We start from the raw sequence: 17,982 nt of genomic DNA, 5'->3' as shown, positions 1-17,982 counted from the left end.
CACATGAGCGGCGCGCCTGTCGATGTGGTGGTGGTCGGTGCCGGCGCCATTGGGCTGGCGACTGCACTGGCACTGGTCGAAGCGGGCCGGCAGGTGCACGTGCTCGATGCCGGTGCGGTGGGTGCGGCGACGTCGTACGGCAACTGCGGCACCATCACGCCGAGCCATGCGCCGCCGCTGGCAGCGCCGGGCATGATCGCGCAGGCGCTGAAATGGATGCTGACGCCGGACGCGCCGCTGTATATCCGGCCACGTCTGGACCCGGCGCTGTGGCGCTGGTTGCTGCAGTTCGCCCAGCGCTGCAATACGCATCACTGGCAGGCCAGCGCGCAGGCGCGCGCGGCGTTGCTGGGCGATGCGCGGCAACGCTTCGACGACTGGGTCGAGCGCTATGCGCTGGACTGCGAATTTCGCAGCGATGGGCTGGACTACGTGTTTGCCGATGCGCGCCGCTTTGCGCACTATCGCCACGAGTGCAACGTGCTTGCGCAGTGGGGTATCCAGGCCGAAATGATCGACGGTGCCGACTACGTGCGCCAGGATCCGGCATTCCGCGCGGGCATTGCCGGTGCGATCCATTTCCCCCGCGATGCGCATCTGCGCCCGGAGCGTTACACCGCAGAACTGGCAAGAGTGCTGCGCGCGCGCGGTGCGGTGATCCATGCGCAGTGCCGCGTCGATGCGGTGGTGCCGGACGTACGTGGCGCGTGCGTGCACACCGCGCGTGGGCGACTGCAGGCGCGCGAGGTGGTCATCGCAACCGGCCCGTGGTCGCCGCTGCTGGCGGCGCAACTGGGATTGCGTCTGCCGGTGCAGGCCGGCAAGGGTTATTCGATCACCTATACCGCCCCGGCGCTGATGCCGCGTCGCCCGGTGGTGCTGAAAGACCGTTGGGTGTTCGTGGTGCCATGGCGCGATCGTCTGCGTATCGGGAGCACGATGGAATTCTCCGGGCACGACACCCACCTCAACCCCACGCGCCTGGCGGCACTGGAGCGCGCAGCGTCCGATTATCTGCATGCGCCGGCCGGTCCGGCCGTGATCGAGCGCTGGTATGGATGGCGGCCGATGACCTGGGACGACGTGCCGGTGCTGGGCGCGGTGCCGGGCCGTCCTCACGTCTGGCTCGCAGCCGGACATGGCATGCTCGGCATCAGCATGAGCACTGCAAGCGGACAACTGATGGCCGACCTGATCACGGGCCGCGCACCTGCGCTGGACCCGCATCCCTACCGGGCGGAGCGCTTCGCATGAGTGCCCGGTACGACTACGACGTGGTGATCCTGGGAGGCGGCTCCGGTGGACTGGCCGCTGCGTTTCGCGCGGCCAAGTATGGCGCGCGCGTGGCGATGATGGAGCCGAACGAATTGGGCGGCACCTGCGTCAATCTCGGCTGCGTGCCGAAGAAGGCGATGTGGCTGGCGGCCGATCTGGCCGGCAAGATCGAGCTGGCCGGGGCGCTGGGTTTCGATGTGCCGCGACCGACGCTGGCGTGGCAGGAACTGGTCACCCACCGGCAGGGCTACATCGGCAACATCCACGCCAGTTATCGGCGCCGCCTCGACGAAGATGGCGTGGTCATGATTCCGCAGCGCGGTGTGTTGCAGGATCGCCATACCATCATGGGCGGCGACGGCGTGCCGGTGACCGCCGAGCACATCGTGATCGCCACCGGTGCGCATCCGTTGCGGCCGGACATCGAAGGTGCCGAGCACGGTGAGGTGTCCGACGATTTCTTCAATCTCTGTCATGCGCCCGCGCAGGTGGCGATTGTCGGCGGCGGCTATATCGCGGTGGAAATCGCCGGCTTGTTGCAGGCGCTGGGTAGCCGGGTGCATCTGTTCGTGCAGGGCGAGCGGTTGCTGGAACGCTTCGATGCCGAGCTGACCCTGCAACTGGCCGACAACCTGCGGCATCTGGGTGTGCGCCTGCATTTCGGGTTTTCCACCACCGGCCTGGAGCGCGATGCAGAAGGCAGGCTGCGCGTGCATGGTCATCCCGCGCACCCCAGCGAGCAGGGCAACGACGTCTTCGACAAGGTGTTTTTCGCCACCGGCCGGCGCGCCAACACGGCGGGGCTGGGTCTGGAAGAGGTCGGGGTGCGCCTGGGCGACAAGGGCGAGGTGGTGGTGGACGAAGGCCAGACCACCAGCGTGCCGAACATCCATGCCATCGGCGATGTCGGCGGCAAGGTCGGACTGACGCCAGTGGCAATCGCGGCGGGACGCAAGTTGATGGATCGCCTGTTCGGCAAGCAGCCGGATGCGCGCATGGACTACGAAGGCGTGCCGAGCGTGGTGTTCTCGCATCCGCCGCTCGGGCAGGTCGGACTGACCGAGGAGCAGGCGCGCGCGCGGCACGGCAGCGCGGTGCGTGTCTACCGCAGCAACTTCCGCCCAATGTTGCACGCGCTGGCCGACGCGCCGCAGCGCAGCCTGTTCAAGCTGGTCTGTGTGGGCGAACAGGAGCGCGTGGTCGGCGTGCATCTGCTGGGCGAGAGCGCCGACGAAATGCTGCAGGGCTTTGCGGTGGCAGTGAAGATGGGTGCGACCAAGCGCGACTTCGACGAGACCGTGGCGATCCATCCCACCTCGTCGGAAGAGATCGTGTTGATGCACTGATGCAATGATGCACTGATGCATTGGTGCGGCAGTTGTGACCGGGCCGACGAGGGCATCAGCGCCCTGCCGGATGCAGGGACTCGCGTCGGCCCCTGCGTGCCACAACTTGCGGCAGCCCCGCGCGCAAACACTGCCTCCTCGCTCGGACGGAAGAGGGATTTCAATCCCATAGCTGGCATCCTTGCGCGATGTCCAAGCCCCGCAAACCAACGACGCGTCGATCCGCCAATCCATCTGCGCGTGCCGCCTCCAACGCCGAGCCGCTCTCCGGCGAACAGGCGCGGCTGCGCATTCTTGCGGCGATTCGGGCATTACCTTCCGGCCAGGTTGCCGGCTATGGCGAGGTCGCACTACGCGCCGGCCTGCCCGGGCGGGCGCGGCTGGTGGCGCGCGTGCTCAGCGGCAATGATGATCCGCAGCTGCCGTGGCACCGGGTGCTGCGCAGCGATGGCCGGATCGCGTTGCCGGAAGGCTCGTCCGGCTACCGTGAGCAATGCCGGCGGCTGCGTGCCGAAGGCGTGGTGGTCGAGCAGGGCCGGGTGCGCCGTGCCAGCGCCGCGCAGCGGTTGGATGCCGCCGTGTGGGGACCTTCATAAGCCTGCCGTTATGATGGTTGGCATTCCGAAGGATGCCGTCATGCCCCAACTGCCGCCCGTCACCAAAGCGTTGTTGATCGCCAATATTGGCTTGTTCCTGCTGCAATGGGCACTGGGCGACCTGGGCGCCGGCGTGCTGCCCTCCGATGCGGCGCTGTCCTCGTTGATGCTATGGCCGATTTCCAATGGCTTCGATGCGTTCTCGCCCGGCGCCAGCTTCATGCCATGGCAGTTGTTGACCTATGCGTTCCTGCATGGCGGTTTCAACCATCTGTTCTTCAACATGCTGGCGCTTTTCATGTTCGGCGCGGCGCTGGAGCAGACCTGGGGGCAGAAGCGCTTTCTGACCTATTACCTGGTGTGCGTAGCCGGTGCCGGCGTGTGCCAGTTGCTGATGGCCTGGTTCACCCAGAGCGGGGCGCCGGTGGTGGGGGCGTCGGGCGGGGTGTTCGGTCTGTTGCTGGCCTACGGCATGCTGTTCCCCAATCAGCGGGTGATGCTGCTGTTTCCGCCGATCCCGATGAAGGCGCGCACCTTCGTGATCGTGTTCGGTGCAATTGAACTATTCCTGGGTGCGACCGGCTGGCAGCCGGGCGTGGCCCACTTTGCGCATCTGGGCGGCATGCTGTTCGGCTGGCTGATGATCCGTTACTGGCGCGGGCAGTCGCCGTTTGGCGGCAGCGGCGGCGGGAAGGGTGGTGGCAAGGGGCGCAAGCCGCCGCTGCGTGTGGTGCGTTGAGGTAGTCGCGGCGTGGCAGATCCACGCTGATCCGTAGGAGCGGCCATGGCCGCGATGGGGCGTTACCGGTAAGGCTTCATCGCGGCCGGGGCCGCTCCTACCAAGCGTGCGTTGTCAGGCAAGCAACGGATGGATGACTGGCAGCCGGGCGTGGCCCATTTTGCGCATCTGGGCGGCATGCTGTTCGGCTGGCTGATGATCCGTTATTGGCGCGGGCAGTCGCCGTTTGGCGGCAGCGGCGGCAGGAAGGGTGGTGGCAAGGGGCGCAAGCCGCCGCTGCGCGTGGTGCGTTGAGGTAGTCGCGGAGAGGCGGATCCACACTGATCCGTAGGAGCGGCCCTGGCCGCGATAGGGCGTTACCGGTAAGGCTTCATCGCGGCCGGGGCCGCTCCTACCAAGTGTTGGGATGGACTAAATGCCAGGCACAAAAAAAGAGCGCGGAGTCCGCGCTCTTTTTTATTGACTGCCACTGCGTGTTGATTGCCAGTGACTTCCTGGCGCTCGACTCAGCGCCAGATCTTCAATTGCTCGGCATCCACGCGCTGCATCGGCTGGCCGGCCTTGCAGCTGAATGCCGCACCGAACTCCGGCAGGTTGGACAGCGGGCCGTTGGTGCGCCACTGGCCCGGCGCCCGGATGTCGGCGCTGGCACGCTGCACCGCTTCGTTCGGCGACAGCTGCTGGGCCCACAAACCGGCCCAGGCGGTGAAGAACGCCTGCTTGTCGGCCTCGGTGGCCGCTGGCTGTGCCTTGCTGAAGGCCTGCCAGGCCAGTTCCACGCCGGCCAGGTCGGCCAGGTTTTCTTCGGCGGTCTGCGCACCGTTGACCTTGACGTTGGGCACGCCCGGATACGGATAGGCACCAAACTGGCTGGCCACCTTGCCGGTCAGCATGGTCCAGCTGCTCTTCTCGGCCGGCGTCCACCAGCTGCGCAACTCGCCCTTGGCATCCACCAGCGAGCCCTTGGCGTCGATGGCACGGGTCATTTCGTGGGCGACCAGCGCGCCGTAAGCGCCGTACTGCGCGGCCGGGGTGCTGCCGGCGGTGAGCACCGGCGACTGCAGCACGGCGGCGGTGATGATCAGGCGGTTCTGTGCGATGTCGTAGGCCACTGCCGGCTGTTGCGGCAACACGTCCCAGCGACGGTCGGCGTTGCCCTTGCCGATGCGCTTCATCTCCTCACGGTGACGCCAGGTCGAGGCGATCAGCATGTTGCCGCCGAAGCTGCCGCGGCCCATCGGCTGCACGGTGTAATCCAGATCGCGACGCGGTGCGCCGACTTCGATCTTCATCGCCGCCAGCTTGGCCTTGGCTTCGGCGATCACTTCACCGTTGCCCCAGCCGGTGCGCTCCAGCGCGGCCAGCTGCGCGTCGCGTACCTGGTTGGCGATCGCTTCGGCCTGGCGGCGCGTGTCGCTGCTCAGGTAACGCGCCACGTATTCGCGGCCGAGCATCGGGCCGGCGGCGATATTAATCGCGTCCAGCACCTGCTGCCAGCGCTGCGGCGGCAGCGCATCGCCACGCAGCAGACGGCCGCGGAACTGGTACTCGGCATCGTGGAAGCTCTTGGACAGGTACGGCGCCATCGCATCGCCCACGCGCCAGCGCAGATAGGCCTTCCACTGGTCTGGCTTGATGCTGACGATCATGCTGTCGAGCTGCTTGAACATAGCCGGGTCGGCCATCGACACCAGGTCGTCCTTGACGCCCTGCGCTTCCAGGAAGTCGGCCAGGCGCAGATTCTTGTACTGCTTGGTCAGCTCCTTGGTGGCGATCGGGGCGTAGTTGTTGAACGGGTTGTTGATGCCCTGCACCGACTGCGCACTGCGCGCCAGCGCGGTCTCGATCTGCAGCACCGAAGCGGCATCGGCATCGAGCCTATCGGCCGGGGTGCCGGTCAGCGCCAGGATCTGCTTGACGTAGGCGCGGTAGCGGCCCATCAGCGCCTGGGTGTCGGCGTCGGTGCGGGTGTAAAACGCCGGGTCCGGCAGGCCCATGCCGCCCTGCATGAAATACCCGATGTGGCGATCCAGCGCCTTCAGGTCCACGTCAGGGCCGAAATTGAAGCCGACCGGAATACCGACCTGATGCAATGCTGCGATGGAAGCGGGCACATCCTTGGCCTTCTTGATCGCGTCGATGCGCGACAGCAAGGGGGCGATGGGATTGGAGCCGTCCTTCTCGACGGAGGCCTCGTCCAGGCCGCTGGCCCAGAAGTCGCCGAGCAATTTCTGCACGTTGCCCTGCGGCGCCTTCATCGACGCATCCAGCAACTCGCGCTGCTGCTGAAGTGCGCGCTCGGACAGCTGGCCCAGCGCGGTGACGGCGCCGGCCTGCGGCACCGGGTTGGCCTTGAGCCAACCGGCATTGGCGTAATCGTAGAAATCGGTGCAGGCCGCCGACACGGCCGGGGCCTTGGGAGCGGCCTTCTTCTTGCGAGCGGCGTCGGCGTCGGGGGCGGACAGCAGCGTGATCAGGCTGAAGCCAAGAGCGAGGGCAAGCGGACGAATGGTGGGCATCGAGAAGAAGGGTGGCCAGATTGAAGTCGGCGGAGTTTAGCAAGGCTGCGCCCCGTACAGGCGGGCGCGAGCTACTGCCGGTCTTCGGTGCCGGCCGCTTGCATGAATGCGACAGGCCCGCAAGCGCGGGCCTGTGCATGTTGCGATCGAGCTGAAAGCGCTTGCAGCCGCCTAACAGATCACCACGCGGTCTTTTTCGGCACGCACCATCGGAGCACCTGCCTTGCATGCGAAAGCCTGTGCGAAGGACGGCATGTTCGAAGGGACGGCAGTGGCACGCAGGCTGCCGGGCGCATGCGGGCCCGGGGCCAGATAGACCAGTTGCTGCTGCTCGCGGATCTGTTCGCGCCAGTTGCGCGCACAGCCCAGGAAGAAGCGTCGTTCCGGGCAACACCCATTGATCGTCAGGGCGTGTTCGGGGTGGGGCTGGATGCAGTGACGGCGATGGCGATGCATGTGGCCGGCCGTGATTTCCCCGCGGACGCAACAGAAAAACCGAAGGAAAAAAAAACGGGCGACGATCTTTCGATCGCCGCCCGCCCGAACTACCGCGCTTGCGCAATTACCAGATCACGACCTGCTGATCGCCCTGTCGCACCATCGCATCGCCGGCCCTGCACGAGAACGCGGCGGCAAACGCCGGCATGTTCGACGGCGCGCCGATGGCGCGGAAGTTGGCCGGGGCATGCGGATCGGTCTTCAGGCGCACCACCAGTTCTTCCGGAGTGAAGTTGCGGCGCCACACTGTTGCCCAGTTGAGGAAGAAGCGCTGGTCACGGGTGATGCCGTCGGTCTTGGGGTCGTCCTTGCCGGCGGTGGCGGTCTTCATCGCGTCGTAGGCGGTGTTGAGGCCGCCCAGGTCGGCGATGTTTTCGCCCAGGGTCAGGTCGCCCTTGACCTTGTCGCCGGCCGGGGTGCGATAGCCGTCGAACTGCGCGACCAGCTTGCCGGTGCGTGCCTTGAAGGCGTCCAGATCCTTCTGCGTCCACCAACCCGGATCGGCGATGAAGTTGCCATCGGCACCGAAGCGGCTGCCCTGGTCGTCGTAGCCGTGGGTCATCTCATGCCCGATCACCGCACCGATGCCGCCGTAGTTCATTTCCTCCGGCGCATTCGGGTCGAAGAACGGCGGCTGCAGGATCGCGGCCGGGAACACGATCTCGTTCTGCAACGGGTTGTAGTAGGCGTTGACCGTCTGCGGGCTCATGCCCCATTCGGTCTTGTCCACCGGCTTGCCGATCTTGGACAGGTTCCATTTGTAGTTGTACTCGGACGCAGCCATCACGTTGCCCAGGTAGCTGTCGCGACTGGTGTTCAAGCCGTTCCACTCGCGCCACTTTTCCGGGTAGCCGATCTTGGGCGTGAAGCTTTCCCATTTGGCGATCGCCTTGGTCTTGGTCTCCGGGCTCATCCAGTCCAGCTTTTCGATGCGGGCCTTCAGCGCGGTGCGCAGGTTGGTCACCAGGGTTTCCATCTTGGCCTTGGAGTCGGCCGGGAAGGCAACCTTGACGTACATCTGCCCCAGCGCTTCGCCGGTCTGGCCATTGATGGTCGCCAGCACACGCTTCCAGCGTGGCTTGATCTGCTTCTGCCCGCGCAGGGTCTGGTTATAGAACGCGAAGTTCTCATCGACGAACGGCTGGCTGAGGAACGGCGAGGCACCATCGACGGTGTGGAAGCGCAGGTAGGCGCGCCAGATCGCCGGATCGGTGTCGGCGATCATCTTGCTCACTTCCTGGTGGAAGGCCGGGATCGCCAGCGAGAACATCTCCGGCGTGGCCACGCCCTGCGACTTGAAGAACTCGGTCCACGACCAGTTGGGGGTCAGCTTGTCGGCATCGGCCGGCGAGATCGGGTTGTAGGCCAGCGAGGCATCGCGCGACATCTGGGTGCTGGTCTTGGAGACCTTGGCCAGACGTGTCTCGAACGCGACCACCTGCTTGGCCTGCGCGGCGGCATCGGCCGCGGCCACGCCGGACAGTTCCAGCACCTTGGCCACGTGCGCCTGGTAGGCCTCCAGCTTGGCCTTGTTGGCGGCGCTGGTGTAGTACTCCGGATCCGGCAGACCCAGGCCGCCCTGCATGGCATAGGCGATGTTCTGGCTGGATTTCTTGAAGTCGGCCTCGGCGCCGAAGCTGAAGAGCTCGTTGTTGCCCTTGGCGGCGCTGCTGCGCAGATAGTCGACCAGCTTGGCCTGGTCGTTGATGGCGTCGATCGCGGCCAGTTCCGGCTTCAGCGGCTCGATGCCCTGGGCGTTGATCTTGGCCTCGTCCATGCCGGTGGACCACAGGTCGCCGACGATCTTTTCCACGCCGGTGGCGCTGGTGTCGGCCGCGGCCTGTTCGACTAGTTGCTGCTGGATCGCATTGGAACGCTCGTCGAGCATCTCGAACGCTCCCCAGCTGGTGCGATCGCTCGGCACCGGGTTGGCGGCCAGGAACTTGGCGTTGGCGTACGCATTCAAATCCGTGCAGGCGTTGCCGTTGGTATCCAGGTCGGCGGCGGTGAACTGGTTCACGGCCGGCAGCTTGCTCTGGTCCAGGGTCAGCGTCTTGGGAGCCGCCGGGGTGGTTGCGGCGGTGTCGGCCGCGGGCGCGGACGGCGCGGCGTCTTCGGATTTCTTGCAACCGCTCAGCGCGGCGGCCACGGCCAGGGACAGGGTCAACAAATGAGGTGTACGAATCACAAAGGGCTCCAGGAGCAGATGTGGGAAGCCCCGTCGCCGGGGCTGTGGCCGGCACTCTACGCCTCGCCAGCCGGATGGCATGGTGTCGAAGGTCATGGGTGCGGCATGTGTAGGTGAACCGGCCCGACGGTGTCCGGATGGGCGGCAGTCCTGCGCAGGGCACCAGCGCAGTGGCGGCCCGGTGTTTTCGCATCCCGTGCGCTGTGGCTTGAGGCTGTGCTTACCTGGTCCGGCAGTCTGTGTCGTTGCGCGGGCGGCGGTCGAGAGGGGCGAGTACCTGAATGCTCCTGCTGTGCAAGCAGTGCTATATACAAGCGCATGCCTACCGCCTTCGAACCGTTGGATGCCCTGATCATCGGCGCTGGCCATAATGGCCTGGTCTGCGCCGCCTACCTGGCCAAAGCCGGCAAGCGGGTAGTGGTGCTGGAAGCGCGCGACGTCGTCGGCGGCGCAGCGGTCACCGAAGAATTCCATCCGGGGTTTCGCAACTCGGTGGCGGCGTACACGGTGTCGTTGCTGCAACCCAAGGTCATCGCCGATCTTGACCTGGAGCGACATGGTCTGCGCGTGGTGGCGCGCCGCATCAACAACTTTCTGCCATTGCCGACTGGCGAGTACCTGCTGGCCGGTGCGGGGCGCACGGCTATGGAAGTCGGCAAGTTCTCCGCGCGCGATGCCGCTGCATTGCCCGCCTATGAAGCGCGCCTGGAGCAACTGGCCGATGTCCTGCGTGCGCTGGCATTGCAGCCACCGCCGGATGTCAGCGATGGTGGATGGCTGCGCGCGTTGCCGCAGCTATGGCGCGCGGGCAAGCTGGGGCTGCAGCTGCAGGAGCTACCGCTCGCGTTGCGGCAGGAGCTGCTCGACCTGTTCACGATTTCGGCCGCCGAGTATCTGGATCGCTGGTTCGAAAGCGCACTGATCAAGGCGCTATTCGGTTTCGACGGCATCGTCGGCAATTACGCCAGCCCCTACACGCCGGGCACCGCCTACGTGTTGCTGCATCACGTGTTCGGGCAAAGCAATGGCGTCAAAGGCGCCTGGGGGCACGCCATCGGCGGCATGGGCGCGATCACCCAGGCGATGGCCGCCAGTGCGCGCGACTCTGGCGTGACGATTCGCACCGGCTGCGCAGTGGCGCGCGTGCTGGTGGAGCAGGGGCGTGCGGTCGGTGTCATCACCGTTCAAGGAGAGACGCTGCGTGCGCGTGCAGTGGTGGCCAATGTCAATCCGAAGCTGCTGTATCAGCGCTTGATGCAGCCGGACGATGTCCCCGCGGCGACACGCGAACGCATGGCGCATTACCGTTGCGGATCGGGCACCTTCCGCATGAATGTCGCTCTCTCGCGGCTGCCGGATTTCACCGCCTTGCCGGGCACGGGCGATCATCTGACTGCCGGCATCATCCTGGCGCCCAGCCTGGATTACATGGACCGTGCCTGGCAGGACGCGCGCGCTTCGGGATGGTCACGCGAACCGGTGGTCGAGTTGCTGATTCCCAGCACGCTGGACGACACGCTGGCACCGCCCGGTCAACACGTGGCCAGCCTGTTCTGCCAGCACGTGGCACCGCAGCTGCCGGATGGCCGGCATTGGGACGATCATCGCAAGGAGGTGGCCGATCTGATGATCGCGACGGTCGAGCGCTACGCTCCCGGATTCGCGGCCTCGGTACTGGGCCGGCAGATCCTCAGCCCGCTCGATCTGGAACGCATCTTCGGGCTGACCGGCGGCGACATCTTCCACGGCGCCCTCAGCCTCAATCAACTTTTCAGCGCACGCCCGATGCTGGGGCAGGGCGCCTATCGCGGCGCGATTGCCGGGCTGTATCTATGCGGGTCCGGCACGCACCCCGGTGGCGGAGTGACCGGAGCGCCTGGGCATAATGCAGCGCGGGTGATTCTTCACGGCTGAGGCAGGCCGCATAAAAAAAGCCCCGGACGAACCGGGGCCTGGAGCAAGTGCTGATGACGCGCCGAAGACGTCGTGACGTCTCCGGTCGTCTTGCCGCATCAGAAATCGTAAGAGGCGGTCAGGCGGACATAGCGTGGCGGGTTGTAGTTGAAGTTCTGCCGAGCAGCATCGTAAACGCCAATACCGTAGGTATTGGAGACAACAAACGGCGAATCACCTTCGTACACGCCATCCACGCGAGTAGCCGCCCGATCGTTTAGAACATTGAATACCTGGACGCTAAAGGCAAGCTTGTGATCGGCGAAGGTGGGCCGGTAAGTAAGTCCCAGGTCAAGATTCTTCAACCAGGGCGTCCTACCTGCATCACCTGGACTGGACGGCTGCCCGCCGCAGTAGTGGTAGGACGATCCGTAGCCAATCGGATCGTAGTCGACCTCTGCAGCATCCGGCCCGCCATAGAAGCCAAGGCAGGAAATAGGCGTGCCGGACATGACCCGTAGTGTTGCTGACGCCATCCATTCCGGATTGATCTGATATGCCCCGAACGCCTTGAGCTGGTGACGCCGATCGTTAGCCAGGCTGCCACCGGCGTAGTACATCAGTTCGGCCGAGTCCCAATCCTGCGTCTTGGACACGTCGGCCTGGCCGAGGTCGGACTTCACCTGACCTTCGGTATTGCCATAGCTGTGCGACCAGGTGTAATCGACGCGGCCGTACCACTTTTCATCGAAGGGATGTTCCACAAACAGATCAACCGATACATAGCTGCGCTTGGCCTTGTCGGTAAATCCCCAGTCCGACTGCGACATGGCGACCTGCGTGTATCCGGATCCATCCGAATTAGGCAGGTTGTACGTATTGGTCTTGCCAGGATTGAACATCACGCAGCCGGGAATGGCCACCGAACTGGAATCGCCACCGCTAGCATCGATCTTGTCAGCCATACGGCCGGTATCACAGACGTCGTCGATGGCGGCCTGCAGCTTGCGATACGTGACCTTTGCACCCGAGTTCCAGCTTTCACCCAACGTCTTCTCGAAGCCCAAGATGAATTCATCCTGGTACTGGGACTTCAAATCGGTTGGCGCAAAGGCATTCGGATCCGGGGCCTGGCCGTACTCACCATTGCTAGACACCGGGCCAGGCCCGATTGGGCGTAGACCAGTTGGCTCTCCATTTGAATCGATACCGGTGTATGCGAAATACTCATCAGTATAGGTCGACGCCGATGCTCCGCGGATAGCGACCTGATTAGGCAGTGCAAGATAATAGCGCCCGAGATTTGCAAAGACCTTCAGTGATGAATCGCCGAAAACGTCCCAGCTTGCACCAATGCGCGGCGCCCACTGATCACCGCTGTCTACATAGGCAACATGGTCGCTATTGAAGTTGGTGAACTTGTCATTGCGGATGCCCAGCGTCAGCAGCCATTTGTCGTTGACCTGCCAGCGGTCTTCTAGGTAATAGGCTTTCTGCTCAACAGCCATGCTTGTAGTTGTGGTGAAAATGCGCTGCTGCGCATAGTAACCATTGGTGCCCGGACCGGTGGCGCCAACACCTAGCGTGCCACGGACAGGGCTAACTTCGTCTACCGCGCGGCCATAGATCCACTGATAGCCAGGGCCTGTTGTACGAACGCCTTCGTCATAGGCGTTGAAGTACATGTTGTCCACGCCTGCGGTCAAGTCATGGTCGCCCAACCGGTAGTTCAGCTCAAGACGAAGATTACGGGTCTTGTTGATCGGATCCTCTGCCTTCGAGCGATTGGTTGCCTGTGCATTGGAAACTGGCGTTCCGCCCGTAATGGCAGGATTCTGCAGATTTAATCCGGCAATGAATGGGAGCGAAGAGATCAATGGATTAAATTGCTGATTGTGTTGCGTGCTTCTGCCCCACGTCGCGTTTAGTGTCAGGTCGTCTGTAATGTAGCCGGTATACTTGAAGATGTCGTACGTGTCTTTCAGTTTGTACGTATCGGCATAGAGACCCGATGGGCCGGTATCAGAGCGGGTATCGTAATCATAGCCGCTATAATAACCCGATCTGCGATCCGTATTCTCGATTCGAGTGTATTCAACGATATTGCTGTCGTTGATGTTCCAGTCCAGCTTTCCATAAAATTTGGGCGAGCTGTATTCATAATGATTGCGGCCCTGGTTCGTTGCAGCAACCGAGGTGTTGGTCGCAGCACCGTCGGTCTTGTCCGTTTCGCCGGCGACAAACACGAACAGGCGGTCTTCGATAAGCGGGCCACCCGCATATGCGCTATAGACTGTGCGGCTCTGGACATCGTCCTTGCTGCTGCGATAGATCGTGCCCGGGAGCTCAGGATCTTCGTAACGGTAACGAGGGTTAGGGTTCAGTGTATTGCTTGGAAACCATACATCGCCACGTGAACTGCTAAGTGATTTTGGCTCCCATACTGCTTGAGCACCAAAATGCCATTCATTGGTGCCGCGCTTGCCGAGCTGGTTGATCACGCCGCCTGTGGAGCGGCCGTACTTGGCGCTATAGCCGCCGGTATAGGTTTCCTGCTGGTCGATGGCGCCATAGGGCAGGCTGACGCCGCCCAGGTTGCTCAGCGGATTGCTGACGTTGAAGCCGTTGATGTAATACGCGTTTTCGGTAACGCCCGAGCCGCCGAAAGACACGACGGAGCGCGAACCGTTGTTGAATGCGCCGGCACCCGAGACAGCACCGGGAGCAAGCAGCGCAATCGCTTCTGCACTGCGTCCCAGCGGCAGGGTTGCCAGCTGTTCGGACGTGATCACCGATCGCGAGCTGGTGGAGCTGACGTCGATCTTCGGTGCATTGGCGGCAGTGACCGTGATCGCGCCGAGCGTGGTTGCATCGGTGCTGCCGCTGGCAGCTGCGCCAGCAAACGACACCTCGGTGCCGGATCCCACGCGCAGCTGCACGTTCTTGCGGGTGTCGACGACTTGATCGCCACGCTTCAGGGTGACGGTGTAAGCGCCCACCGGCAACGAGCCGAGGTTGTAACGGCCGTTGGCGTCGATGGTGATCGTCCGGCTGAGACCGGTGTCGCTTTGAACGACGATGGTGCTGCCGGCTTCCGAGGGAGCGCTACCGTAGATGCTGCCGGTGGTGCTTTGTGCGTAGACCGCGCCATTGGCGAGACAGGCGCCGAGCACAACAGCCAGAGCGGTGCGCTTGAGGGCATGGCGACGAATTTGATTGCTCATTCCTAACCTTTCAGCTGGGTATCGGGAGAAGTGGCGGTCACCGGAGAGTCAGATGGCCTTAACCCGAACGTAATGAATGTGTGGTCTGGGTCGCAAGCGGTTTGAATGATTGGTTAATGAAAAGGGCGAGATCCGCATCAAATATGCGGATCTGCGCACAAATTGCAGGGCATGCGAACAATCGCGGACGTGTGCGGCACGAGTATTCATTTTTGTCAGTGCGTGCGATGCGGCATGACATTGCGCCGACTAACCGGACGCTACATGGCGCCGCGTTCATCTTGAGAGTGTCGTGTCCGGAGTTACTGGTTTCATATGAAACATGAAGTCAAAAAAAGACCCCGTCGAACGGGGTCTTTTCGATGCATCGTCAACAGCGCTCAGAACCTGACAGTCGTACCCAGGTAGAAGAACCGGCCGATGTTGTCGTACAGCGCGGAGGTGAAGTCCGAGCCGAAGTAGTTGCGCGGCGGATCCTTGTCGAAGGCGTTGTCGATGCCGAGGTAGACGTCGATCTTCGAGCCGGGGAACTGATAGCCGAACTGGAAGTTATGGTAGGTGTACGAGCCGTTCTTGATCGGACTGGCCGAGCCCGGATTGCTGTTGTAGCTTTCCGGCGTCACGCGCAGGTTGCCGTCCACATAGTTCATGTCCCACGAGGCGCGCCACTCGTTCCAGTTGTACTTGGTCTGGAACTGGGCGCGCCAGCGCGGATCGGTCACGTAGGTCACGTACTCGTCGTACTCTGCCGGGAAGTCCTGGAACACCCATTCGCGCGACTGGATCAGGCGCGTACCGACAAGGCGCAGCACGGTGTTGCCTTCGCCGAGCTGGAAGCGGTAGTCCATTTCCAGATCCACGCCCACACGCCGCGAGCGTGACAGGTTCTCGTTGAGCGCCTGCCAGCCGATGATGCTGTGCTCGGGGTAGATGCGGCCCTGCGGGTCGGTGAATCCACCTAGCGGGGCGCGCTGCACGAAGCCGCAGAAGCTGTTGTTGAGGCCGCCTGGATTGTCCACGCAGCGCGTGGCATTGGTCTCTGCGGTCACGGTGCCGATCGCGTCCTGCAGGTCGATGCGCCAGTAGTCGATCGACATGCCGAAGCCGTCGAAGAACTCCGGCTGCCACACCAGGCCATAGGACAGGCTGCGCGCGCGCTCCGGCTTCAGTTCCGGGTTGCCGCCGCTCACGCCCGGGCGGGTGGAGGTGAAGGTATCGATCCAGCCCACCGGCACGCCCAGCGCACTGCAGTTGGCCTGGCGCAATGCCACATCGCCCGCGGTGCCCGGGCGGTTGGTGTTGGTCGGCAGGTAGTTGCAGGGGTCGTTGATGGTCGCGAAGTTTTCGCTCTGCGAGTCGTACAGCTCCCCGATGCTGGGCGCACGCACTGCCTGTGCCACGGTACCGCGCAGACGCAGCGACGGGATGATGGTCCAGTCCAGGCCCACGTTCCAGGTCTTGGTCGAGCCGATGCTGTCGTAGTCCGAATAGCGTCCTGCCACATCCAGTGCCAACCGGTCCACGCCCGGCAGGCCGGCAAGCAACGGAATGGTGCTCTCGACGAAGACTTCCTTGACGGTGTATTCGCCACCGCTGTTGGGGATGGCGTTGAGGAAGGTCGCGCCCGAGGCCGCCAGCGGATCGGTGATTTCCTCGCTCTGCTCCTTGCGGTATTCCACGCCACCGGCAAATCCGATGTCGCCGGCCGGCAGCGACAGCAGGTTGCTGTTGGCCACCGATGCGCTGAACACGGTCTGCTGGATCTTGGCCTGCGAGCGCGCGGTGGTGTTGAACCATGCGGCTGCTTGCGGGGTCACCGCGCCGTTGCCGAACACACTGAACGGCACGCAGCCTTCGCGCGCCAGCGCCGAATAGACGCGATTGGTGTGCGGATTGATCGCGTTCGGATCCAGCGTAGTGCGGCAGACGATGTTGCCGCTGGCATCACGTGCGGCATCGATACCGGCCTGCCAGCGCTCGTTGATGCGGTTGTTGAGGTTCAGCCGGTCGACCGTGGTCTTGCCGTAGTTGGCGGATACGTCGTAGCTCCAGTTGTCGGTGAAGTTGCCTTCTGCACCGAGCACTGCGCGGTAGGTCTTGCGTTCGATGTTCTCGCCGCGACGGCCGGCATCGACATTGAAGCGGTTCATCAGGATCTGTGTGACACCGCGCGAATCCATCAGCGCACCGAGTTCGGGGCTGACATACGGATTCTGGCGACGCACGCGCAGCGAGCTGTCGAAGGCCGGCTGGCCGAAGAATTCCGAATCGGTCTCGCTGTACTTGCCTTCGAAGAACAGGCGATGGTTCTCGCTGACCTCGAAGTTGATCATGGTGTTGACGCTCTTGCGATCGAAGCCGGGCTGCAGGTCGGCGACCGCATTCAGATCGACGAAATCGCAGTCCACGCAGGAGGTGTTGCTGACCACCGTGCCGTTGTAGCGGTTGCGGCGGAAGCTGCCGTCCTGGTTGAACAGGTAGCGGTTGCCATAGCTGGCCGGGTTGCGGAAATCGAAGGTGCCCAGGTTGAAGGTGCCGCCGTAGGACGTGGAATGATTGCCGCCCGGGCCGCTGAGCACGTTCTGCGGATTGCGCTCGCTCGGCGGTTGGCTCGGATCGAACCCAGGGTTAGGAACCGACACCAGGTACTCGCGGCCGATGGCGCGGTTGCCGCGACCGAAGCGGTCCTGCTTGCTGTATTCGCCCGACACCGCGATGTTGCCGCGGCCGTCCGCAAAGTCGGTGCCTGCCGAGAAGCTGGCGAAGGAGCGGTTGTAGTTGCCCTCATCAGCCAGGCCGGTCTGCGCGCGCGTCTCGAATCCGGTGAAGGTCTTCTTGAGGATGAAGTTGACCACGCCGGCGACTGCGTCGGCACCGTAGACGGCCGAGGCACCACCGGTGATGACTTCGACGCGTTCCACCCATTCCACCGGAATCGTGTTGACGTCCACCGCAGTCGAGCCCGGGCTGGAACCCACGTGGCGACGGCCGTTGACCAGGACCAGGGTGCGGTCGGTGCCCATGCCGCGCAGGTCGAGCAGGCCCAGCCCGGCGGTACCGATGAAGCGGGTGGAATTGCCCAGCGTGTAGCTCGGTGCCAGCGCCGGCATGCGCGCCATCAGGTCGCTGATGGTGGTCGCGCCGGTGGCGCGGATTTCCTCGGCACTGATCGCGGTGACCGGCGAGGGCGTGACGAAGCCGGTACGCGCAATGCGCGAGCCGGTGACAGTGACCTTGTCCAGATCGGTGGTGCCGGGTGCGACCCCGTTTTCTGACTGCGCGGCAGCATGGCCGGCAGAAGCGGCCAGCACGGCAAACAGCGCGGTGCTCAGACGATGACGCTGGGTGGGTTGAAGAAGGCGACTCGACATGCGCTTGCAGATTCCTTGCGGGGGATTTTGCGGCACAGCTGTGCTCGCTGAGCGCTGGCTGAACTGAATTGCAAACGTAACAATTCCTTAATCATGTGTCCACGTTTGTGAAATTTGCCGCGGTTTGACACATGTGTGAGCGTGCGGCGCCGGTGTCTGGTGGTGGCTTGAAACGCGTCTGCCTATGGCCGAGCCGGTAAACTGACGGTCTTCCCAGCGCTGCGGCTGGCGACGCAGCCATCGCTGCATTCGCAGCGCACGACGAATCAGGCAGGCAATGACGACGATGGTGCAATACGCTTCAAGCAAGGTGATCGACCCCTCCCGGAGCGC

General features: G+C 63.7%; 10 protein-coding genes and 1 pseudogene. 6 read left to right on the top strand and 5 right to left on the bottom strand.

What is annotated here, in order from left to right; translation table 11 throughout:
• The first annotated feature begins 3 nt into the window (after positions 1-3).
• From ABQ039_RS12655 to ABQ039_RS12635, 5 genes and pseudogenes are all read left to right on the top strand, one after another.
• The gene (locus ABQ039_RS12655) at positions 4-1,254 is read left to right on the top strand and encodes an FAD-dependent oxidoreductase (protein ID WP_349778078.1); all 1,251 of its coding nucleotides are present in this window, start codon (positions 4-6) and stop codon (positions 1,252-1,254) included.
• The gene (gene gorA / locus ABQ039_RS12650) at positions 1,251-2,621 is read left to right on the top strand and encodes a glutathione-disulfide reductase (protein WP_046343417.1); all 1,371 of its coding nucleotides are present in this window, start codon (positions 1,251-1,253) and stop codon (positions 2,619-2,621) included. The genes ABQ039_RS12655 and gorA overlap by 4 nt, the downstream gene beginning before the upstream one ends.
• A 188-nt stretch (positions 2,622-2,809) precedes the next feature.
• Positions 2,810-3,217 (top strand): MGMT family protein, encoded by a 408-nt coding sequence (locus ABQ039_RS12645; RefSeq protein WP_126965952.1) that lies wholly within the window; start codon positions 2,810-2,812, stop codon positions 3,215-3,217.
• A gap of 40 nt (positions 3,218-3,257) precedes the next feature.
• Positions 3,258-3,956, top strand: coding sequence for a rhomboid family intramembrane serine protease (locus ABQ039_RS12640; RefSeq protein WP_054591556.1), 699 nt, complete (start codon positions 3,258-3,260; stop codon positions 3,954-3,956).
• Between the two features lie 138 nt (positions 3,957-4,094).
• Positions 4,095-4,250, top strand: a pseudogene (locus ABQ039_RS12635) (DUF1751 domain-containing protein); the annotation flags it as partial.
• 212 nt (positions 4,251-4,462) lie between these two features.
• Here ABQ039_RS12635 and ABQ039_RS12630 read toward each other — a convergent pair.
• The 3 genes from ABQ039_RS12630 to ABQ039_RS12620 form a co-directional block, all read right to left on the bottom strand.
• Positions 4,463-6,475, bottom strand: coding sequence for a M13 family metallopeptidase (locus ABQ039_RS12630; RefSeq protein WP_349778079.1), 2,013 nt, complete (start codon positions 6,473-6,475; stop codon positions 4,463-4,465).
• Between the two features lie 171 nt (positions 6,476-6,646).
• Entirely contained in the window at positions 6,647-6,931 is a 285-nt protein-coding gene (locus ABQ039_RS12625; RefSeq protein WP_374057799.1) for a M13-type metalloendopeptidase, read from the bottom strand.
• A gap of 106 nt (positions 6,932-7,037) precedes the next feature.
• Positions 7,038-9,140, bottom strand: coding sequence for a M13-type metalloendopeptidase (locus ABQ039_RS12620; protein WP_349778096.1), 2,103 nt, complete (start codon positions 9,138-9,140; stop codon positions 7,038-7,040).
• Between the two features lie 339 nt (positions 9,141-9,479).
• On the opposite strand from ABQ039_RS12620, the gene ABQ039_RS12615 reads away from it, so the two are divergent.
• Positions 9,480-11,075 carry an NAD(P)/FAD-dependent oxidoreductase gene (locus ABQ039_RS12615; RefSeq protein WP_349778080.1) on the top strand — a complete coding sequence of 532 codons (1,596 nt, stop codon included), beginning with the start codon at positions 9,480-9,482 and terminating at the stop codon, positions 11,073-11,075.
• Positions 11,076-11,173: 98 nt separating this feature from the next.
• Here ABQ039_RS12615 and ABQ039_RS12610 read toward each other — a convergent pair whose 3' ends face one another.
• Together ABQ039_RS12610 and ABQ039_RS12605 are read right to left on the bottom strand one after the other, a co-directional pair.
• On the bottom strand, positions 11,174-14,278 hold the full coding sequence (locus tag ABQ039_RS12610) for a TonB-dependent receptor plug domain-containing protein (RefSeq protein WP_179465526.1): 3,105 nt from the start codon (positions 14,276-14,278) through the stop codon (positions 11,174-11,176).
• A gap of 380 nt (positions 14,279-14,658) precedes the next feature.
• Positions 14,659-17,649 carry a TonB-dependent receptor domain-containing protein gene (locus ABQ039_RS12605; RefSeq protein ID WP_349778081.1) on the bottom strand — a complete coding sequence of 997 codons (2,991 nt, stop codon included), beginning with the start codon at positions 17,647-17,649 and terminating at the stop codon, positions 14,659-14,661.
• Positions 17,650-17,982 lie beyond the last annotated feature (333 nt).

It is taken from the genome of Xanthomonas sp. WHRI 6108, assembly GCF_040202385.2.
GTDB classification, from domain to species: Bacteria; Pseudomonadota; Gammaproteobacteria; order Xanthomonadales; family Xanthomonadaceae; genus Xanthomonas; species Xanthomonas arboricola.
Note: the sequence above shows the minus strand (reverse complement) of the source record. Positions and strands in the feature narration are given on the sequence as shown.

Bases quoted from the DNA above. Each gene is read 5' to 3' on its own strand.
- ABQ039_RS12655 (WP_349778078.1), top strand. From the start codon at position 4: ATGAGCGGCGCGCCTGTCGATGTGGTGGTGGTCGGTGCCGGCGCCATT.
- gorA (WP_046343417.1), top strand. From the start codon at position 1,251: ATGAGTGCCCGGTACGACTACGACGTGGTGATCCTGGGAGGCGGCTCC.
- ABQ039_RS12645 (WP_126965952.1), top strand. From the start codon at position 2,810: ATGTCCAAGCCCCGCAAACCAACGACGCGTCGATCCGCCAATCCATCT.
- ABQ039_RS12640 (WP_054591556.1), top strand. From the start codon at position 3,258: ATGCCCCAACTGCCGCCCGTCACCAAAGCGTTGTTGATCGCCAATATT.
- ABQ039_RS12630 (WP_349778079.1), bottom strand. From the start codon at position 6,475: ATGCCCACCATTCGTCCGCTTGCCCTCGCTCTTGGCTTCAGCCTGATC.
- ABQ039_RS12625 (WP_374057799.1), bottom strand. From the start codon at position 6,931: ATGCATCGCCATCGCCGTCACTGCATCCAGCCCCACCCCGAACACGCC.
- ABQ039_RS12615 (WP_349778080.1), top strand. From the start codon at position 9,480: ATGCCTACCGCCTTCGAACCGTTGGATGCCCTGATCATCGGCGCTGGC.
- ABQ039_RS12610 (WP_179465526.1), bottom strand. From the start codon at position 14,278: ATGAGCAATCAAATTCGTCGCCATGCCCTCAAGCGCACCGCTCTGGCT.
- ABQ039_RS12605 (WP_349778081.1), bottom strand. From the start codon at position 17,649: ATGTCGAGTCGCCTTCTTCAACCCACCCAGCGTCATCGTCTGAGCACC.